Annotated in this window: 17 protein-coding genes and 1 riboswitch; of the genes, 6 read left to right on the top strand and 11 right to left on the bottom strand. The window is 72.2% G+C overall.

Annotated features, from left to right (window positions below; translation table 11 throughout):
- Nucleotides 1-5 precede the first annotated feature (5 nt).
- The 9 genes from ACF1GV_RS35230 to ACF1GV_RS35190 all read right to left on the bottom strand — a co-directional run bounded on the left by ACF1GV_RS35230 (nucleotide 6) and on the right by ACF1GV_RS35190 (nucleotide 7,423).
- Nucleotides 6-1,058 carry a hemolysin family protein gene (locus ACF1GV_RS35230; protein WP_391689264.1) on the bottom strand — a complete coding sequence of 351 codons (1,053 nt, stop codon included), beginning with the start codon at nucleotides 1,056-1,058 and terminating at the stop codon, nucleotides 6-8.
- On the bottom strand, nucleotides 1,055-2,389 hold the full coding sequence (locus ACF1GV_RS35225) for a hemolysin family protein (protein WP_391689261.1): 1,335 nt from the start codon (nucleotides 2,387-2,389) through the stop codon (nucleotides 1,055-1,057). The genes ACF1GV_RS35230 and ACF1GV_RS35225 overlap by 4 nt, the downstream gene beginning before the upstream one ends.
- 263 nt (nucleotides 2,390-2,652) lie before the next feature.
- Nucleotides 2,653-3,123: a PH domain-containing protein gene (locus tag ACF1GV_RS35220; RefSeq protein WP_391689258.1), complete on the bottom strand. Its 471-nt coding sequence runs from the start codon at nucleotides 3,121-3,123 to the stop codon at nucleotides 2,653-2,655.
- Between the two features lie 40 nt (nucleotides 3,124-3,163).
- Nucleotides 3,164-4,012, bottom strand: a complete 849-nt coding sequence (gene hisG / locus ACF1GV_RS35215; RefSeq protein WP_391689255.1) for an ATP phosphoribosyltransferase — start codon at nucleotides 4,010-4,012, stop codon at nucleotides 3,164-3,166.
- Between the two features lie 64 nt (nucleotides 4,013-4,076).
- The gene (locus ACF1GV_RS35210; protein ID WP_363265086.1) at nucleotides 4,077-4,349 is read right to left on the bottom strand and encodes a phosphoribosyl-ATP diphosphatase; all 273 of its coding nucleotides are present in this window, start codon (nucleotides 4,347-4,349) and stop codon (nucleotides 4,077-4,079) included.
- 34 nt (nucleotides 4,350-4,383) lie between these two features.
- Nucleotides 4,384-4,869 carry a 6,7-dimethyl-8-ribityllumazine synthase gene (gene ribH / locus ACF1GV_RS35205; RefSeq protein WP_363265085.1) on the bottom strand — a complete coding sequence of 162 codons (486 nt, stop codon included), beginning with the start codon at nucleotides 4,867-4,869 and terminating at the stop codon, nucleotides 4,384-4,386.
- A gap of 21 nt (nucleotides 4,870-4,890) precedes the next feature.
- A complete protein-coding gene (locus tag ACF1GV_RS35200) occupies nucleotides 4,891-6,180 on the bottom strand; it encodes a bifunctional 3,4-dihydroxy-2-butanone-4-phosphate synthase/GTP cyclohydrolase II (RefSeq protein WP_391689251.1) in 1,290 nt (429 codons plus the stop codon).
- The gene (locus tag ACF1GV_RS35195; RefSeq protein ID WP_391689248.1) at nucleotides 6,177-6,818 is read right to left on the bottom strand and encodes a nicotinamide riboside transporter PnuC; all 642 of its coding nucleotides are present in this window, start codon (nucleotides 6,816-6,818) and stop codon (nucleotides 6,177-6,179) included. Before ACF1GV_RS35195 ends, ACF1GV_RS35200 begins: the two co-directional genes overlap by 4 nt.
- Complete coding sequence (locus ACF1GV_RS35190) at nucleotides 6,815-7,423, bottom strand: riboflavin synthase (RefSeq protein WP_391689245.1); 609 nt, start codon at nucleotides 7,421-7,423, stop codon at nucleotides 6,815-6,817. Before ACF1GV_RS35190 ends, ACF1GV_RS35195 begins: the two co-directional genes overlap by 4 nt.
- Nucleotides 7,424-7,568: 145 nt before the next feature.
- A riboswitch (FMN riboswitch) is annotated at nucleotides 7,569-7,699 on the bottom strand.
- A 307-nt stretch (nucleotides 7,700-8,006) separates the two neighbouring features.
- Here ACF1GV_RS35190 and ACF1GV_RS35185 point away from each other — a divergent pair.
- On the top strand, nucleotides 8,007-8,894 hold the full coding sequence (locus ACF1GV_RS35185) for an RNA polymerase sigma-70 factor (protein WP_391689242.1): 888 nt from the start codon (nucleotides 8,007-8,009) through the stop codon (nucleotides 8,892-8,894).
- A 91-nt stretch (nucleotides 8,895-8,985) separates the two neighbouring features.
- Nucleotides 8,986-9,738, top strand: coding sequence for an SDR family oxidoreductase (locus tag ACF1GV_RS35180; protein WP_391689239.1), 753 nt, complete (start codon nucleotides 8,986-8,988; stop codon nucleotides 9,736-9,738).
- 123 nt (nucleotides 9,739-9,861) lie between these two features.
- Here ACF1GV_RS35180 and ACF1GV_RS35175 read toward each other — a convergent pair whose 3' ends face one another.
- Nucleotides 9,862-11,064: an ROK family transcriptional regulator gene (locus ACF1GV_RS35175; protein WP_391689237.1), complete on the bottom strand. Its 1,203-nt coding sequence runs from the start codon at nucleotides 11,062-11,064 to the stop codon at nucleotides 9,862-9,864.
- A 115-nt stretch (nucleotides 11,065-11,179) separates the two neighbouring features.
- On the opposite strand from ACF1GV_RS35175, the gene ACF1GV_RS35170 reads away from it, so the two are divergent.
- Nucleotides 11,180-12,394 carry an MFS transporter gene (locus tag ACF1GV_RS35170; protein ID WP_391689234.1) on the top strand — a complete coding sequence of 405 codons (1,215 nt, stop codon included), beginning with the start codon at nucleotides 11,180-11,182 and terminating at the stop codon, nucleotides 12,392-12,394.
- Here the strand turns inward: ACF1GV_RS35170 and ACF1GV_RS35165 are convergent.
- Entirely contained in the window at nucleotides 12,351-12,812 is a 462-nt protein-coding gene (locus ACF1GV_RS35165) for an acyl-CoA thioesterase (protein WP_391689231.1), read from the bottom strand. The genes ACF1GV_RS35170 and ACF1GV_RS35165 overlap by 44 nt on opposite strands.
- Before the next feature lie 119 nt (nucleotides 12,813-12,931).
- On the opposite strand from ACF1GV_RS35165, the gene ACF1GV_RS35160 reads away from it, so the two are divergent.
- The 3 genes from ACF1GV_RS35160 (at nucleotide 12,932) to ACF1GV_RS35150 (ending at nucleotide 16,275) form a co-directional block, all read left to right on the top strand.
- Nucleotides 12,932-14,335 carry a uracil-xanthine permease family protein gene (locus ACF1GV_RS35160; RefSeq protein ID WP_391689228.1) on the top strand — a complete coding sequence of 468 codons (1,404 nt, stop codon included), beginning with the start codon at nucleotides 12,932-12,934 and terminating at the stop codon, nucleotides 14,333-14,335.
- Between the two features lie 211 nt (nucleotides 14,336-14,546).
- Nucleotides 14,547-15,233: a DUF5995 family protein gene (locus ACF1GV_RS35155; protein ID WP_391689225.1), complete on the top strand. Its 687-nt coding sequence runs from the start codon at nucleotides 14,547-14,549 to the stop codon at nucleotides 15,231-15,233.
- A 112-nt stretch (nucleotides 15,234-15,345) separates the two neighbouring features.
- Nucleotides 15,346-16,275, top strand: a complete 930-nt coding sequence (locus ACF1GV_RS35150; protein WP_391689222.1) for an LLM class F420-dependent oxidoreductase — start codon at nucleotides 15,346-15,348, stop codon at nucleotides 16,273-16,275.
- Nucleotides 16,276-16,289: the final 14 nt, after the last annotated feature.

The following is a 16,289-nucleotide window of genomic DNA, read 5'->3' as shown; positions in this document are numbered from 1 at the left end:
GCAGCCTACGACGCCAACACCTGCTCCGCCGCCGCAGCGCGATGCGCCGGATCCCGCACCTCCCCCACCAGCAACTCGAGCACATCCTCCAGGGCGACCAGCCCCAGCACGCGCCCCGAGCCGTCCGCGACCTGCGCCAGATGCGTGGCCGCCCGCCGCATCACCGTCAGCGCGTCGTCCAGCGGCAGCTCCGCCCGCAGCGTCGTCATCGGCCGCCACACCTGCTGCGGCACGGCCCGCTCGGAGTCCTCGAGATCGAGCACGTCCTTGACGTGCACGTACCCCATGAACACCGACCCCCGCTCCGCCGCCACCGGGAACCGCGAGTACCCGGTCCGAGCGGTCAGCTCGACGATCTGCCCCGGCGTCACCGACGGCGGCACCGTCACCAGCAGATCCCGCTTCAGCAGCACGTCGGTCACCGGCCGGGACCCCAGCTCCAGCGCGTCCTCCAGCCGCTCCTGCTCCTCCGGATCGAGCAGTCCGGCCTGCCCCGAGTCCTCCACCAGCCGGTTGAGCTGCTCACTGGTGAACACGGCCTCGACCTCGTCCTTGGGCTCCACTCGGAACAACCGCAGGATGCCCTTCGCACAGGCCCCCAGCGACACCGTGATCGGCTTGCACAGCCGCGCGAACGCCACCAGCCCCGGGCTCAGCCACAGCGCGGCCTTCTCCGGCGCGGCCATGGCGAGGTTCTTCGGGACCATCTCCCCGATCACCAGATGGAAGAAGACCACCGCCGCCAGCGCGATCACATACCCGAGCGGATGGATCACACCCTCCGGCATCCGCACCCACGCGAACACCGGCTCCAGCAGATGCGCAACCGTCGGCTCGGCCACCGCGCCCAGCGTCAGCGAGCACACCGTGATCCCGAACTGCGCCGCGGCCATCATCTGCGGCAAGTGCTCAAGCCCGTACAGCACCTGCCGGGCCCGGGCGGTACCGAGCGGTTCGATCTGGCTGCGGCGCACGGAGACCAGCGCGAACTCGGCGCCCACGAAGAACCCGTTGGTCAGCACGAGCAGCGCCGCGAACAGGAGTTGGAGAAGGCTCATCGCACGGCCTCCATCACGTTCACGGCCGGCGTGGTCCGTACCAGGCGCACCCGCTCGGCCCGGTAGTGCCCCACCTGCCGCACGGACAGCCGCCAGCCGGGCAGCTCCGCCTTGTCCCCCGGCGCCGGAATCCGCCCGAGCAGGTCGGCGACCAGCCCGGCGACGGTCTCGTACGGCCCCTCGGGCGCCTCGAAACCGACCCGCTGCAGCACGTCGACCCGGCAGCTGCCGTCGACGTCCCAGGCGGGCCGCCCGTCCTCCGGCGGCGCGGGCGCCAGCTCCGGCAGATCGTGCACGTCGTGCTCGTCGCGGACCTCGCCTACGAGCTCCTCGACGATGTCCTCCAGCGTGACCACCCCGGCCGTGCCGCCGTACTCGTCGACGACGACCGCGATCGGCTGCTCGCTGCGCAGCCGGGCCAGCAGCGGCTGCACCGGCAGCGTCTCCGGCACCAGCAGCGCGGGCCGCGCGATCCGGCTGACCGGCGTGCGCAGCCGGTCGTGCACCGGCACGGCCAGCGCGTCCTTCAGATGCGCCATGCCGACGATTTCGTCGATCTTCTCCCGGTAGACGGGGAACCGCGACAGCCCGGTCGCCCGGGTGAGGTTCACGACGTCCTCCGCGGTCGCCGACGCCTGCAGCGCGCTCACCTTCACCCGCGGCGTCATCACGTGCTGCGCGGTCAGCTCGCCGAGGGACAGCGTCCGGACGAACAAATCGGCCGTGTCCTGCTCCAGCGCTCCGGCCTGAGCGGAGTGCCGGGCCAGGGAGACCAGCTCCCCGGGGGTGCGGGCGGAGGCCAGCTCCTCGGTGGGCTCGACGCCCAGGGCCCGTACGAGCCGGTTGGCGACGGTGTTCAGGGCGGCGATCACCGGCCGGAACAGGCGCGAGAACACGTGCTGCGGGCCGGCGACGAACCGCGCGACCTGCAGCGGGCGCGAGACGGCCCAGTTCTTCGGCACCAGCTCGCCGATCACCATCTGCACGGCGGAGGCGAGCAGCATGCCGACGACCACCGCGACCCCGGGGACGGCGCCCTCGGGAATGCCGATCGCGGTGAAGGGACCGCGCAGCAGCCGGGCCAGCGCCGGTTCGGCGAGCATGCCGACGACGAGGGAGGTGATGGTGATGCCCAGCTGGGTGCCGGAGAGCTGGAAGGACAGTTCCTTCAGGGAGTCGACGACCGTACGGGCGCGCTTGTCGCCTTCGGCGGCGGCCTTCTCGGCCTCCGGACGCTCCACGGTGACCAGGCCGAACTCGGCGGCCACGAAGAAGCCGTTGGCGAGGATCAGCAGAAACGCGGCTGCCAGGAGCAGCAGGGGGGTGGTCATGATGCCGCCACCTGCGGGTGCCCGTGGCGCGGGGCCGCGGTATGTCGGCAGGGGGCGGCGCAGGTACTACAGGACGATCCGTCCATCGCCGGAGAGGGTCACTCCTCGGATAGCAGGGGCCCCGGACGCCGGGCGGCGTGCAGGGGCGGGGCGCAGCGAAAAACGCCTCCGCCCCCAGATTAATCAAGAGGTGGGGCACTACGGCAGGGTGGACGACCCCGAGTTGGCCCCTGATCTTCGCCCGAACGGTCCCCCGACCGGACTCAGAGCCGCCCGTCGGCGTCGCCGGAGGCGTCGGGGTCGGTGATGGACCGGGCCTCGACCAGCGCCCGCAGGGTGTTCGCGTCGGCGATGGCGCGCTGCTTGTTGATGCCGGGCTGGATGCCGAGGGCGGGCAGGCTGGTGCCGTCGCTGAGGTTGAGGAACACCCAGGGGTCGCCGGTGCGCAGGTTCACCTTGAGGATCTCCGCCCACTCCAGGCGGCGGGTGCTGGCGAAGTTGACCACGGTGACGCCGGACTCGTCGGCGACGACCTTGGGCCGCGACAGCCAGACCAGAACGCCGAGGAGCAGCGCCCCGGTGACCACGAAGCTGAGTTTCTCCCCCGGGCTGAGCTGCTCCAGCAGCAGAGCGACCGTGGAGATCACGACGAAGATCACGACACCGGCGGTGAGCAGGACGACCCGGGTGCGGGCCGGCCGGAAGGTGACGGGAAGGGAAGGCAGATCGGACATGTCAGGAAGATCCCACACAGGCGACGGGTGCGGCCGCCGCTCAGAGCCGGCAGGCGTGGATGGCCGTGGTCAGGATGGCCCGCGCGCCGATGGCGTACAGGTCGTCCATGATCCGCTGGGCCTCCTTGGTCGGCACCATGGCGCGGACGGCGACCCAGCCCTCGTTGTGCAGCGGCGAGACGGTCGGACCCTCCAGGCCGGGGGTGACCGCGACGGCCTCCTCGAGGTGCTCGGCGCGGATGTCGTAGTCCATCATCACGTAGGTGCGGGCCACCAGGACGCCCTGGAGGCGGCGCAGGAACTGCTGGACCTTGGGCTCGTCGGCGTCGGCGCCGGTGCGGCGGATGACGACCGCCTCGGACTTCATGATCGGCTCGCCGAACACCTCGAGGCCGGCGTTGCGCAGCGAGGTGCCGGTCTCGACGACGTCGGCGATGGCCTCGGCGACACCCAGCTCGATGGCGGTCTCGACGGCGCCGTCGAGGTGCACGACGGCCGCGTCGACGCCCTGGTCGGCCAGGTACTGGGAGACGATTCCCTCGTAGGAGGTGGCGACGGTCTTGCCCTTGAGGTCCGCGAGGCTCGCCACCGCGCCCGGCTTGGCGGCGAAGCGGAACGTGGAGCGGGCGAAGCCCAGCGGCAGGATCTCCTCGGCGTCGGCGCTGGAGTCGATCAGCAGGTCACGGCCGGTGATGCCGATGTCGAGCATGCCGGAGGAGACGTAGATCGCGATGTCGCGGGGCCGGAGGTAGAAGAACTCGACGTCGTTCTCCGGGTCGACGATGCGCAGCTCTTTGGACTCGCGGCGCTGCTGGTAGCCGGCCTCATGCAGCATCTCCGCCGCAGGGCCGGACAGTGAACCCTTGTTGGGGACGGCGATGCGCAGCATGAGGTCGGCTTCCTTTGTGTGAAGGGGTTTGTAAGCGGTCTTACGGCTCTGGCGGCGATCCGGCTCACAGATGGGCGTAGACGTCGTCGAGGGAGATCCCCCGGGCGACCATCATCACCTGGAGGTGGTACAGCAGCTGGGAGATCTCCTCGGCCGCCGCCTCCTTGCCCTCGTACTCCGCGGCCATCCAGACCTCGGCGGCCTCTTCGACGACCTTTTTGCCGATGGCATGGACGCCCTTGCTCACCAGCTCGGCGGTGCGGGAGGTGGCGGGATCGCCGTGGGCGGCCTTGTGCTGGAGCTCGGTGAAGAGCTCCTCGAACGTCTTCTTGGACATGGTGCCGCCCACTCTACGCGGTGTGCCGCACGGCCTAGTGCCACGGTTCAGATACTGAGCGCAGCGTGGCCGCGGTGGCGACCGCCGCCGTCACCGCCTCGTGCCCCTTGTCCTCGCTGGAGCCCTCCAGGCCGGCCCGGTCCAGGGCCTGCTCGTCGTTGTCGCAGGTGAGCACGCCGAAGCCGACGGGGACGCCGGTGCTGACCGACACCTGGGTCAGGCCCTGGGTGACGCCCTGGCACACGTAGTCGAAGTGCGGGGTGCCGCCGCGGATGACGACGCCGAGGGCGACGACCGCGTCGTAGCCGCGTTCGGCCATGACCTTGGCCGCCACCGGCAGCTCCCAGCTGCCGGGGACCCTGAGCAGGGTCGGCTCGTCGATGCCCATCTCGTGCAGGGCGCGCAGGGCGCCGTCCACCAGGCCGTCCATCACCTTCTCGTGCCACTGCGCCGCGATGACGGCGACCCGCAGGTCACCCACATTGCGTACGGACAGCTCCGGTGCGCCCTTGCCGCTCACGTCTCTCCTCAGTGCCGTTTCTTACTGGTTGCCGCAGGTGGTCGCGGGTGCCGTGTCCAGCCAGGGCAGGTCGTGCCCCATCCGGTCCCGCTTGGTGCGCAGATACCGCAGATTGTGCTCGCCGGCCGTCACGGCCATCGGCACCCGGCCGGTGACCTCGATGCCGTACCGCTGCAGCGCGTCGGTCTTGTCGGGGTTGTTGGTCATCAGGCGGACGCTCCGCACGCCCAGGTCGGTCAGGATCTGCGCGCCGGCGGCGTAGTCCCGGGCGTCGGCGGGCAGTCCGAGTTCGAGGTTGGCGTCCAGGGTGTCGCGTCCGCGTTCCTGGAGTTCGTAGGCGCGCAGCTTGGACATCAGGCCGATGCCGCGGCCCTCGTGTCCGCGCAGGTAGACGACGATGCCCCGGCCCTCGCTGTGGATGCGCTCCAGGGAGGCCTCGAGCTGGGGGCCGCAGTCGCAGCGCTGCGAGCCGAAGACGTCGCCGGTGAGGCACTCGGAGTGGACCCGGACCAGGACGTCCGTGCCGTCGCCGATCTCGCCGTGGACGAGGGCGACGTGTTCGACGCCGTCGACGGTGGAGCGGTAGCCGTAGGCGGTGAAGGCGCCGTGCGCGGTCGGCAGGTGGACCTCGGCCTCGCGGCGGACGGTGGGCTCGCTGGAGCGGCGGTAGGCGATCAGGTCCTCGATGGAGATGATCGTCAGGCCGTGCTTGCGGGCGAAGGGGATCAGCTCGGGCAGGCGGAGCATGCGCCCGTCCTCGCCGGCGATCTCGACGATGGCGCCGGCCGGGCGCAGACCCGCGAGGCGCGCGAGGTCGACGGCGGCCTCGGTGTGGCCGTTGCGGACCAGCACACCGCCGGACCGGGCGCGCAGCGGGAAGACATGGCCCGGACGCACCAGGTCGGTGGGCTCGGCGGTGCCGCTCGCCAGCAGCTGGAGCGTGGTGGCTCGGTCGGACGCCGAGATGCCGGTGGTCACGCCGTGGGCGCCGGAGGCGTCGACGGAGACGGTGAAGGCGGTCTTCATGGACTCGGTGTTGTCCTGGACCATCTGCGGCAGTTCGAGCCGGTCCAGTTCGTCGCCCTCCATGGGGGCGCAGATCAGGCCGCGGCACTCGCTCATCATGAAGGCGACGATCTCCTCGGTCGCCTTCTCGGCGGCGATGACGAGGTCGCCCTCGTTCTCGCGGTCCTCGTCGTCCACGACCACGACCGGGCGGCCCGCGGCGATGTCGGCGATGGCCTGCTCGATGGGGTCGAGGGAGAAGTCCTCGACGCCGTCGGTGGAGTACAGGATCGGTGCGGTGCTCATGCCGGCGCTCCTTCCAGGGCGGGCTGCGCGTTCCGGCGGGAGCGCAGCCACCAGTCGCGCATGCCCCACAGGACGAGCGCGCCGTAGATGACGTAGACGAATCCGGAGAAGGCGTAACCGTTGGCGAAGTTCAGGGGGACGCCGACGAGGTCGACGAGCAGCCAGGCGAACCAGAACTCGACCATGCCCTTGGCCTGGGCGTACATGGCGACGATCGTGCCGACGAAGATGTAGGCGTCGGGCCACGGGTCCCAGGAGAGCTGGGGGTAGGCCGTGAAGAGCAGGGCTACGGCCACGGTGCCGGCGGCGGCCGCGGCGAGCATCGCGCCGCGCTCGCTCCAGGTGGCGAACCGGACGGCGATCCGGCCGTCGTCGCCCTTGTCCCGGTCGCGCTGCCACTGCCACCAGCCGTACAGGGCGACGACCATGACGACGACCTGCTTGCCAGCGCTGCCGGTGAGGTGGCCGTAGAAGGCGCCGAAGAGGACGAGCCCGGACAGGAACTGCACCGGCCAGGTCCACACGAAGCGGCGCCAGCCGAGGGCGAGGGTGATCAGACCGAGGATGTTGCCGACCATGTCCGACCAGATGATGTGCTGACCGAAGAGGGTGAAGGCCTCGGAGTTCATCCAGTTCATCGGCCGGCCCCCGGCAGGCGGTCGCCGAGCATCCGCTCGACGTACTTGGCGACGACGTCCACCTCGAGGTTGACCGGGTCGCCAGGCTGCTTCAGGCCGAGCGTGGTCAGGGCGAGGGTGGTGGGGATGAGGCTGACGGTGAAGTAGTCGGGGCCGGCGTCGACGACGGTGAGGCTGATGCCGTCGACGGTGATGGAGCCCTTCTCGACGACATAGCGGGAGAGGTCGGCGGGGAGGGAGATCTTCACGATCTCCCAGTGCTCGGAGGGCTTGCGGTCGAGGATCTCGGCGGTGCCGTCCACGTGGCCCTGCACGATGTGACCGCCGAGGCGGTCGCCGACGGCCATGGGGCGTTCGAGATTGACCCGGGAGCCGACGGTGAGGGCGCCGAGGCCGGAGCGGCTGAGGGTCTCCGCCATGACGTCGGCGGTGAACTCGTCACCCTCGTGCTCGACGACGGTGAGGCAGACGCCGTTGACGGCGATGGAGTCTCCGTGCTTCGCGCCCTCGGTGACGACGGGCCCCCGCAGCCGGAAGCGACAGGCGTCGTCGAGGGTCTCGACGGCGGTGATCTCGCCCAGCTCTTCGACGATTCCGGTGAACACTTCCCGGGTCCTCCTGCCTCATGGGGCACGGACTCCGGGGCTGTCGATGACGACAGAGACCACGGGCAGGGACACCGGGGGCGACGCCGGACGGACTCGTCCGCGTGGACGAGCTGATACGGCGGCGCGCATGGATGCCCGCCCGCCGCGCACTGCCTCCCATCCGGACTTTAACCGTCGGTCCAGGAATTTCACCTGGTCAACCGGTCACTGGAGGTGACCGGGTCGCGGACTGTAACCGCCGGTTCGGACTTTCACCGACCCCGGAGTGCGCTGCTTTAGGTACAGGGCCAGTGTGCCACGGCTGGTACTCGTCCATGCGGGTGAGGTGTGTGGAGTGGCTCACAGGACGACCGGACGACTCATTGGCCCATACCTGTTGACACATTGGTCTAGTCCTCCTTATGGTCGGCGCAACTTCCCGGCAGCCGGGCCGCGTTGCCGCCGTCGGGACCGGCCCGGCCCAGGACCACGGGCCCGCCGGGTCGCCCCCACAGACGGGCCCGGCGGTGGTGACGACGGCCCTTGCCCGCCGCCGGGTCCTCCCGTGTCCGGGCGGCGGGCCGTCTGGCAGGGTGAGGGCATGTCGACCGCGCTCGCCGAGGAGTTCGAGACCCACCGCCCCCGTCTGTTCGGTCTGGCCTACCGCATGCTCGGGTCCGCCGAAGAGGCCGAGGACACCGTCCAGGACGCCTACCTTCGGTTCAGCGGCGCCGACCGCGCCGGGATCACGCATCCCGGGGCCTGGCTCGCCAAGGTCGTCACCAACCTCTGCCTCAACCGCCTGACGTCCGCCCGGGCGCGGCGCGAGAGCTACGTCGGCACCTGGCTGCCGGAGCCCGTCGTCACCGTGGACGGCACCCTCGGCCCGCTGGAGTCCGCCGAGCAGCGCGACGCGGTGTCCGTGGCGCTGCTGGTGCTGCTGGAGCGGCTCACGCCGACCGAGCGGGCGGTGTACGTGCTGCGCGAGGCGTTCGGCTACGGCCACCGGGAGATCGCGGACGTACTGGACCTGAGCGAGGCCAACTGCCGTCAGCTGCACCGGCGGGCGCTCACGCGGCTGGAGTCGGCCGAGAGCCGGTTCCGGCCGGCGCCCGACCGGCAGCGCGAGCTGGTCGCCTCGTTCCTCTCCGCCGCCCGCAACGGTGACCTCGCAGGGCTGGAGAAACTGCTCGCCGACGAGGTGACCTGGTGGAGCGACGGGGGCGGCAAGGTCAGGGCGGCCCTGCGGCCGGTCCAGGGCCGGGAGAAGGTCCTGCGCTTCCTGCTGGGCATCCACCAGAAGTACGGGGCGGATCTGGACTTCGCGGTCGCCGAGATCAACGGCGCGGACGCGGTGCTCCTGCGGGCCGGCGACACGCTGTACGGGGTGGTCGCCTTCGAGTACCGCGATGGCCTGATCAGGGAAGCGTGGACGGTGATGAACCCGGACAAACTGGAATTCGTACGTCGTCAGCTCGGCCGGTCGTAGGAGCCTGTCACATTCTCGCGGGCTGTCCGGTCCCAGCTGGTGAGGGGCGCTCCGCTCGGGAGCGCCCGGCGCCATGAAGGAGCTGAACAGCATGACCACGATCCTGGTGACCGGCGGTACGGGTACCCTCGGCCGGCTCGTCACCGAGCGGCTGCGCGCGGGCGGCCACGAGGTGCGGGTGCTCAGCCGGCACACACAGCCGTACGCCGCCGATCTGCGCGAGGGCGGTCCCGGACTGGACGCGGCCGTGGCGGGCGTGGACACGATCGTCCACTGCGCGACCAGCCCGCGCGGCGACGAGCGCGCGGCCGGGAACCTGATCGCGGCGGCGCGGCGGGCCGGTGTGGGGCACCTGGTGTACATCTCGATCGTCGGTGTCGACCGGGTGCCGTTCGCCTACTACCGGTCCAAGCTCGCGGTGGAGAAGCTGGTGGAGGAATCCGGCCTCGGGTGGACGATCCTGCGCACGACGCAGTTCCACGATCTGGTCGTGCAGGTGCTCCGGACGCTGGGGCGGTCCCCGGTGATGCTGATGCCCGCCGCGGTGAGCGACCAGCCGATCGAGGTGGCGGAGGTCGCCGACCGGCTGACCGAGCTGGCCCTCGGCGCGCCGGCGGGCCGGGTCGCGGACATGGGCGGCCCCGAGGTGCGCACCCTGGAGTCGCTGGCCCGCGCCTGGCTGAGGGCGACGGGCCGGCGGCGGCTCATGATTCCGGTACGGCTGTGGGGCGCGGCGTACCGGGCGTTCCGGGCCGGTGGTCACCTGGCGCCGGAACAGGCCGTGGGCGAGGGCACGTTCGAGGCGTACCTGGCGAAGCGATTCGGCGACGCGCCGGCCCGCTGAGGCGGTCCCGTTCCGGCCGGGCCGGGGACCACCCACTGCGCCGCGCCCCGGCCAGCAGCTGTCCCTGCGGCCCAGCGAATCCCGCGGGCCGGCGGACGAATACCTCTGCGGTCCGGCGAGCGACTACCCCTGCGGCCCGGCGAACAGCTCGTCCTGTGCGCGTTCCCGGGCCGTCAGCAGCGCGCCGCGCAGCACGGCGCCGCCGCCGAGCGTGCTCGGCCGGACCTGGGTGGGCAGCGGTGACATCGCGTCCAGCCGTTCCTGCACGCGCCGCGCCAGGGCGTCCCCGCCGGCCTGCCCCAGCTCACCGCCGAGGACGAGGCACCCGGGGTCGAGGACGGCCACGACGGAGGCGGCGCCGATAGCGATCCGCCCGGCGAGCGCGTCGAGGAAGCGGTCGGCGTCCCCGGGGGCGGCGGCCTGCCGGGAGACCGCCACCGCGGCGCGCACCACCGCCGCGCCCACCGGTTCGCCCTCCCGCGGAGTGCCGCTCAGCCCGTGCTCCGCCGCCAGCCCGGCGACCGCCGCCGCGCCCGCCAGCGAGTGGAACCCTCCGTCGCAGGCCGTCGCCGACGGCAGTCCCGCCGTTCCCGGCACCGGCAGGAAGCCGATCTCCCCGGTGCCGCCGGAGGCGCCCCGGCGCAGGGCCCCGTCGAGGACCACGGCGGCGCCGGTGCCGTGGCCGAGCCAGAGCAGGACGAAGGTGTCCCGGTCACGGGCGGCGCCGTCGCGCTGCTCGGCCAAGGCGGCGAGGTTGGTCTCGTTCTCGACGCTGACGCGGGCGTCGGGCAGGCGCTCCTGGAGGGCGGCGACCAGGCGGCGGTGCCATGCGGGCAGGCCGCTGGAGTCCCGGAGTTCACCGGTGGCCGGGTCGATCAGGCCGGGCGCGCCGATGCCGACGGTGTGCAGCCGGTCGGCGCCCGCCTCCTTGACCGTGCGCTCGACGAGGGCGACCGCCTGCTCCACCGCCGGGCCCGTGCCGCTCTCGCCGCCGATCGGCGCGGACGCCTCGGCGAGGACGCGGCCCACCAGGTCGGAGACGAGGACGGCGACGCCCTCGGTGCGCACGTCGAGCGCGGCGAGGTGGGCGCGGCCGGCGACGATGCCGTACAGCTTGGCGTTGGGGCCGCGGCGTTGCTCCCCGGCCTCGCCGACGACGGTGATCAGGCCGGAGGCCGTCAGGCGCTCGACGAGGTCGGCGACCGAGGGCCGGGACAGGCCGGTCAGCTCCTTCAGCCGGCCGGCCGTGAGCGGGCCCTCGTGCTGAAGCAGCCGCAGGGCGAGCCGGTCGTTGATGGCCCGGGCAGTGCGCGGTGATGCGGGCATGGGCGCATCTTATCCGCTATCTATCAGGCAGGGTTCCTGATAGTTTGCTGCGGCACGACCGCGGCACCGCTGCCGCGCGGCGGGGCGACGACGCATGTCCGGGAGGGGCGGGAGAATGAAGGCAGTGTCCTACGACCAGCGCGCCGTGCGGCGGGCCCGGTACGCCGTGGCCGCCGTGTTCGCCGTGCACGGCGCGGTGACCGGCTCGTTCGCGACGCGGGTGCCGTGGATCCAGGAGCATGCCGCGGTGAGCGCGGGCCAACTGGGCCTCGCGCTCGCCTTCCCGGCGCTCGGCGCGTCCCTGGCCATGCCGCTCGCGGGCCGCATCAGCCACACCCTCGGCGCCCGCAACGCGCTGCGCGGGCTGATCGCCCTGTGGACGCTGTCGCTCACGCTGCCGTCCCTCGCCCCGAACCTGCTGACGCTGTGTCTGGCGCTGTTCGTCTTCGGCGCGACCGCCGGCATGGCCGACGTGGCGATGAACGCGCTCGGCGTCGAGGTGGAGAACCGGCTCGGGCGCTCGATCATGTCGGGGCTGCACGGCATGTGGAGCGCGGGCGCGCTGGTCGGCTCGGCCGCGGGGACGCTGGCCGCGCACCTGGGCGCCGACGCCCGGCTGCACCACACGCTCGCGGCGGCCGTGCTGACCGTGCTCGGGATCGGGGCCTGCACCTGGGTGCTGGACCTGCAGCCGGCCGAGGACGAGGAGCCGCCGCCGCGGTTCACGCTGCCGCCGAGGTCCGCGCTGCTGATCGGCGCGGTCGGGTTCTGCGCGGTGTTCGCCGAGGGGGCGAGCCTGGACTGGTCGGCGGTCTATCTGCGGGACCGTCTGGAGACCTCGGCCGGACTCGCCGCGGCGTGCACGACGGGCTTCACTCTGACCATGGCGGTGGCCCGGATCGCCGGCGACAAGGTCGTCGACCGCTACGGCTCGGTGCGCACGGTCCGGGCGGGCGGTGTCCTCGCCGTGCTCGGCGGGCTGCTCATCGTCGTCTCCCGCCAGCCGGCCGCGGCGATGGCCGGGTTCGCGCTGATGGGCCTCGGCATCGCGGTCGTCGTACCGCTGTGCTTCGCCGCGGCGGGCCGCAGCGGCCCGAATCCGAGCCAGGCCATCGCGGGCGTCGCGACCATCACCTACACCTCGGGGCTGGTCGCGCCGAGCGCCATCGGCGGGCTGGCCCAGGCGACCAGCCTGGTGGTGTCGTTCGGTCTGGTGACCCTGCTGGCCTGCGGTCTCGCCGCGTTCGCCGGAGTGCTGCGGGCGGGTGACCGCAACCGTCCGACGGTCAGCCGTCCGTCGGACGCAGCAGTTCCCGACCCGCGGCCCTGAACGTCTCGCTCCACGGCGCCGGGCGCAGCGTGTCCGCGTCGAGCCGGACCAGCACCCGGCTGCCGTGCGCGTACGTCGTCGCCCCGTCGGCCGAGCAGAAGCGGAAGCCGTACGTGAGGCCGGTGGTGCCGAGCCGCTCGAGCCAGAGGTGGACGGCGTAGGTGCCGGGCCGGGTGACCGGGGCCTCGTAGGTGATGCGCAGTTCCCTGACGGCGTTGCAGGCGTCGCCGGCCGCGGCCCAGTCGCCCTCGAAGCGGAAGCCGTACTCCTGCCACAGCTCGGCCCAGGCCCGCTCGACCATCAGCGGGTAGCGGGCGTTGTGCAGCAGTCCGAGCGCGTCCAGGTCGTCGAAGTGGACGGTGACGGGGATCAGCCGGCCGTACGACAGGGCGGGGGCGATCGGGGCTTCTGCGGTCACGGGTGGGTCTCCTGTGGTGGACGGTTCAACCATTCCATCCTAAGCGGACGCTCAGCACCTCTCGTGACCGGGGACAATGGTCGGTGGCCCCCACCCCCACGACGAAAGCGAAAGCCACCATGGATCTCGGCGTCCGCTGGAAACTGCACGGCGACGGACGCACCCCGGCCCCCGGAGCGGTGGTCCGGCCCGACGAACGGCTCTCCTGGCCGCGCACGATCGGCCTCGGCGCCCAGCACGTGGTGGCGATGTTCGGCGCGTCCTTCGTGGCGCCCGTGCTGATGGGGCTCGACCCGAACCTGGCGATCATGATGTCGGGCATCGCGACCGTGGTGTTCCTGCTCGCCACCCGCGGCCGGGTGCCCAGCTACCTCGGCTGCTCGCTGTCGTTCGTGGGCGTCGCCGCCGTCATCCGCGCCCAGGGCGGCACCAGCGCCACGGTCACCGGCGCAGTGTTCGTGGTCGGCGTCCTGCTGTTCCTGGTCGGGCTCGCGGTGCAGAAGTTCGGCGCACGGATCATCCACGCGGCGATGCCGCCGATCGTGACCGGCGCGGTGGTGATGCTGATCGGCTTCAACCTCGCCCCGGTCACCGCCTCGACATACTGGCCGCAGGACCAGTGGACCGCGCTGCTGGTGATGCTGTTCACCGGTCTGGCCGTGGTCGGCCTGCGCGGCTTCTGGTCCCGCGTCGCCATCTTCCTCGGCCTGGTCTTCGGCTACGGCATCTCCTGGCTCTTCGACCGGATCTTCGGCAAGATCCACTCCGTGGACGCGAGCGGCAGGCTCACCGACCACTGGCGTCTGGACCTCTCCGGCGTCCACAAGGCGGACTGGGTCGGCCTGCCGTCCTTCCACGGCCCCACCTTCCAGTGGTCGGCGATCCTGGTCGCGCTGCCGGTCGTCATCGCGCTGGTCGCGGAGAACGCCGGGCACGTCAAGGCGGTCGGCGAGATGACCGGCGAGCGGCTCGACGACAAGCTGGGCACCGCCATCTCCGCCGACGGCATCGGTTCGATGCTGTCCACCGCGGTCGGCGGCCCGCCCAACACCACCTACTCCGAGAACATCGGCGTGATGGCCGCCACCCGCGTCTACTCCACGGCCGCCTACTGGGCCGCCGCCGGCTTCGCCCTGCTGTTCGGCCTGTGCCCGAAGTTCGGCGCGATCGTCGCCGCGATCCCCGGCGGCGTGCTCGGCGGCATCACCGTCATCCTGTACGGCATGATCGGCCTGCTCGGCGCGCAGATCTGGCTCAACGCCGGGGTCGACCTGCGCAACCCGCTCAACCTCGTCCCGGCCGCCGCGGGCATCATCATCGGCGTCGGCAACGTGACGATGAAGTTCACCGGCACCTTCTCGCTCAGCGGCATCGCGCTCGGCACGCTCGTCGTCATCACCGGCTACCACGCGCTGCGCGCCTTCGCCCCCGCCCACCTCAAGAGCCGGCAGCCCCTGCTCGACGAGGGCACCAGCTCCTACGACACCGAGGGCCACGACGACTCTCAGCGCGCCGAGTCGTAGGCGTACGACGGGAGGAACGTGCGCGGGGTGGGCATGCGGCCCGGCGCGCGGTGAGCCGCCGGCACATGAGCCGGGGACATGAACCGGGCGCGCTTCTCCGCGGCCGCTCCCCCGCGGCAGGCGCGCCGTGCCCGGCGGGCCCGTTCCCCCGTTCTGGGGAAGCAGCGGCCCGCCGGCGCTCCGGCGGGCCCAGGACTGGGACCCTGCCTCCATGGCGCAGTTGGAACAGTTCACCACTCCCGTCGACGCGGTGGTCTCCCGCATGCGCGCCCTGGACGCGGCCCTGCCCGCGTGGGACGGCGTGGGGGTGTTCAACCGCGTCTACCTCGCCGTCACCGAGGAGGTCGACCGGCGGATCGACACCGGTGTCTTCCCGGACCGGCGAGCCGCGGTCACGCTGGACGTGCTGTTCGCCGAGCGGTATCTCACGGCGGTCGAGGCGGACGGACCGGACCGCCGGGCACCGGCGTGCTGGCGCCCGCTGCTGCAGTTCCGCCGCCATCCCGGGGTACGGCCGCTGCAGTTCGCCCTCGCGGGCATCAACGCGCACATCGGCCACGACCTGGCGCTCGCCGTGGTGGACGCCTGCCGTGGCCTCGGCTGCGCTCCGGCCGAGCTGGAGGACGAGTACGACCGGGTGGGTGATGTCCTCGTGTCGCTGGAGGAGCGCATCCGCGAAGAGCTGATGCCGGGCCCCGACCTGCTGCAGATCGCCGACCCGCTCACCCATCTGCTCGGCTCCTGGAGCCTGGAGCGGGCCCGGGACGCCGCGTGGTCGGCGGCGCGAGCCCTGTGGGCGCTGCGCCTGCTGCCCGAACTGGCCGGGGAGTTCGCCGACCGCCTCGACGCGGGGGTGGGCTTCGCGGGCCGCATGCTGCTCACCCCGCTGCCCGCCTGAGCGTGGCACGACGGGGGTACGGCCCTCCCGGCCGAGCGTGGCCTGACGGGTGTGGGCCCGTCGGCCGCTGTACGTTGGCCGATGGGGCCCGATCGCGAAGGAGCAATCAGTCATGGCCATCCGACTCGGACTCGGTCTTCCCCAGCACCGGCAGTACGACCTCGCCAAGGACGTCACCGACGTGGCGCGTACCGCCGAGCAGATCGGATACGACAGCCTGTGGGTGTACGAGCGGGCCCTGGTCCCGGAAAACCCCACCCAGGGCCTGTACGGCATCCCCGGCCTGCCCTGGCCCGACTTCTACCGCGGGATGGCCCACCCGCTGGTCACGCTGACCCTGGCCGCGGCGGTCACCGAACGGGTCCGGCTGGGCTCGGGCATCCTCGTCGCGCCACTGCACGGACCGTTCCAGCTCGCCAAGGCCCTGGCCTCGCTGGACGCGGCGAGCGGCGGCCGGGTGATCGCCGGCCTCGGCACCGGCTGGTCGACCGACGAGTTCGCCGCCGCGAGCGTACGGCCCTACGAGGAGCGCGGCCAGGTGCTGGACGAGGTGATCGACGTGTGCCGGGCGGTGTGGGGCCCGGACCCGGTGAGCTACGACGGCCGGATCACCAAGCTCGACGGGGCCGTCGTCGGCCCCAAGCCGGCCCGGCCGATCCCGATCCTGGTGGGCGCGGCCACCAAGAAGGCACTGACGCGGGTCGTGGACCGCGCCGACGGCTGGATCCCGGTCGCCATGGGCGTCGACGCCTACGCCACCGGGTGGAACCAGCTCCAGGACATCGCCGCCGAGCGGGGCCGCAGCCAGCCGATCCTGCGGGTGCCGCGGGTGAACGCGATGTACAGCGCCAAGGCGTACGACGGCGACGACCGCATGCCCTTCCAGGGCAACGCCGAGCAGATCGTGACCGACCTCGCGGCGTTCGCCGAGGTCGGCATGGACGAGGTCCTGATCGACCTGCAGACGACTCCGCGCGACGCCCGGGAGCTGAAGGACGTCGCCGCGGAGGTCTACGAGAAGGCGCGGGCGGCCGGGCTGTGAGTCCGGCCGTGAAC

Source organism: Streptomyces sp. NPDC014006 (assembly GCF_043088925.1).
GTDB lineage: Bacteria > Actinomycetota > Actinomycetes > Streptomycetales > Streptomycetaceae > Streptomyces.
Note: the sequence above shows the minus strand (reverse complement) of the source record. Positions and strands in the feature narration are given on the sequence as shown.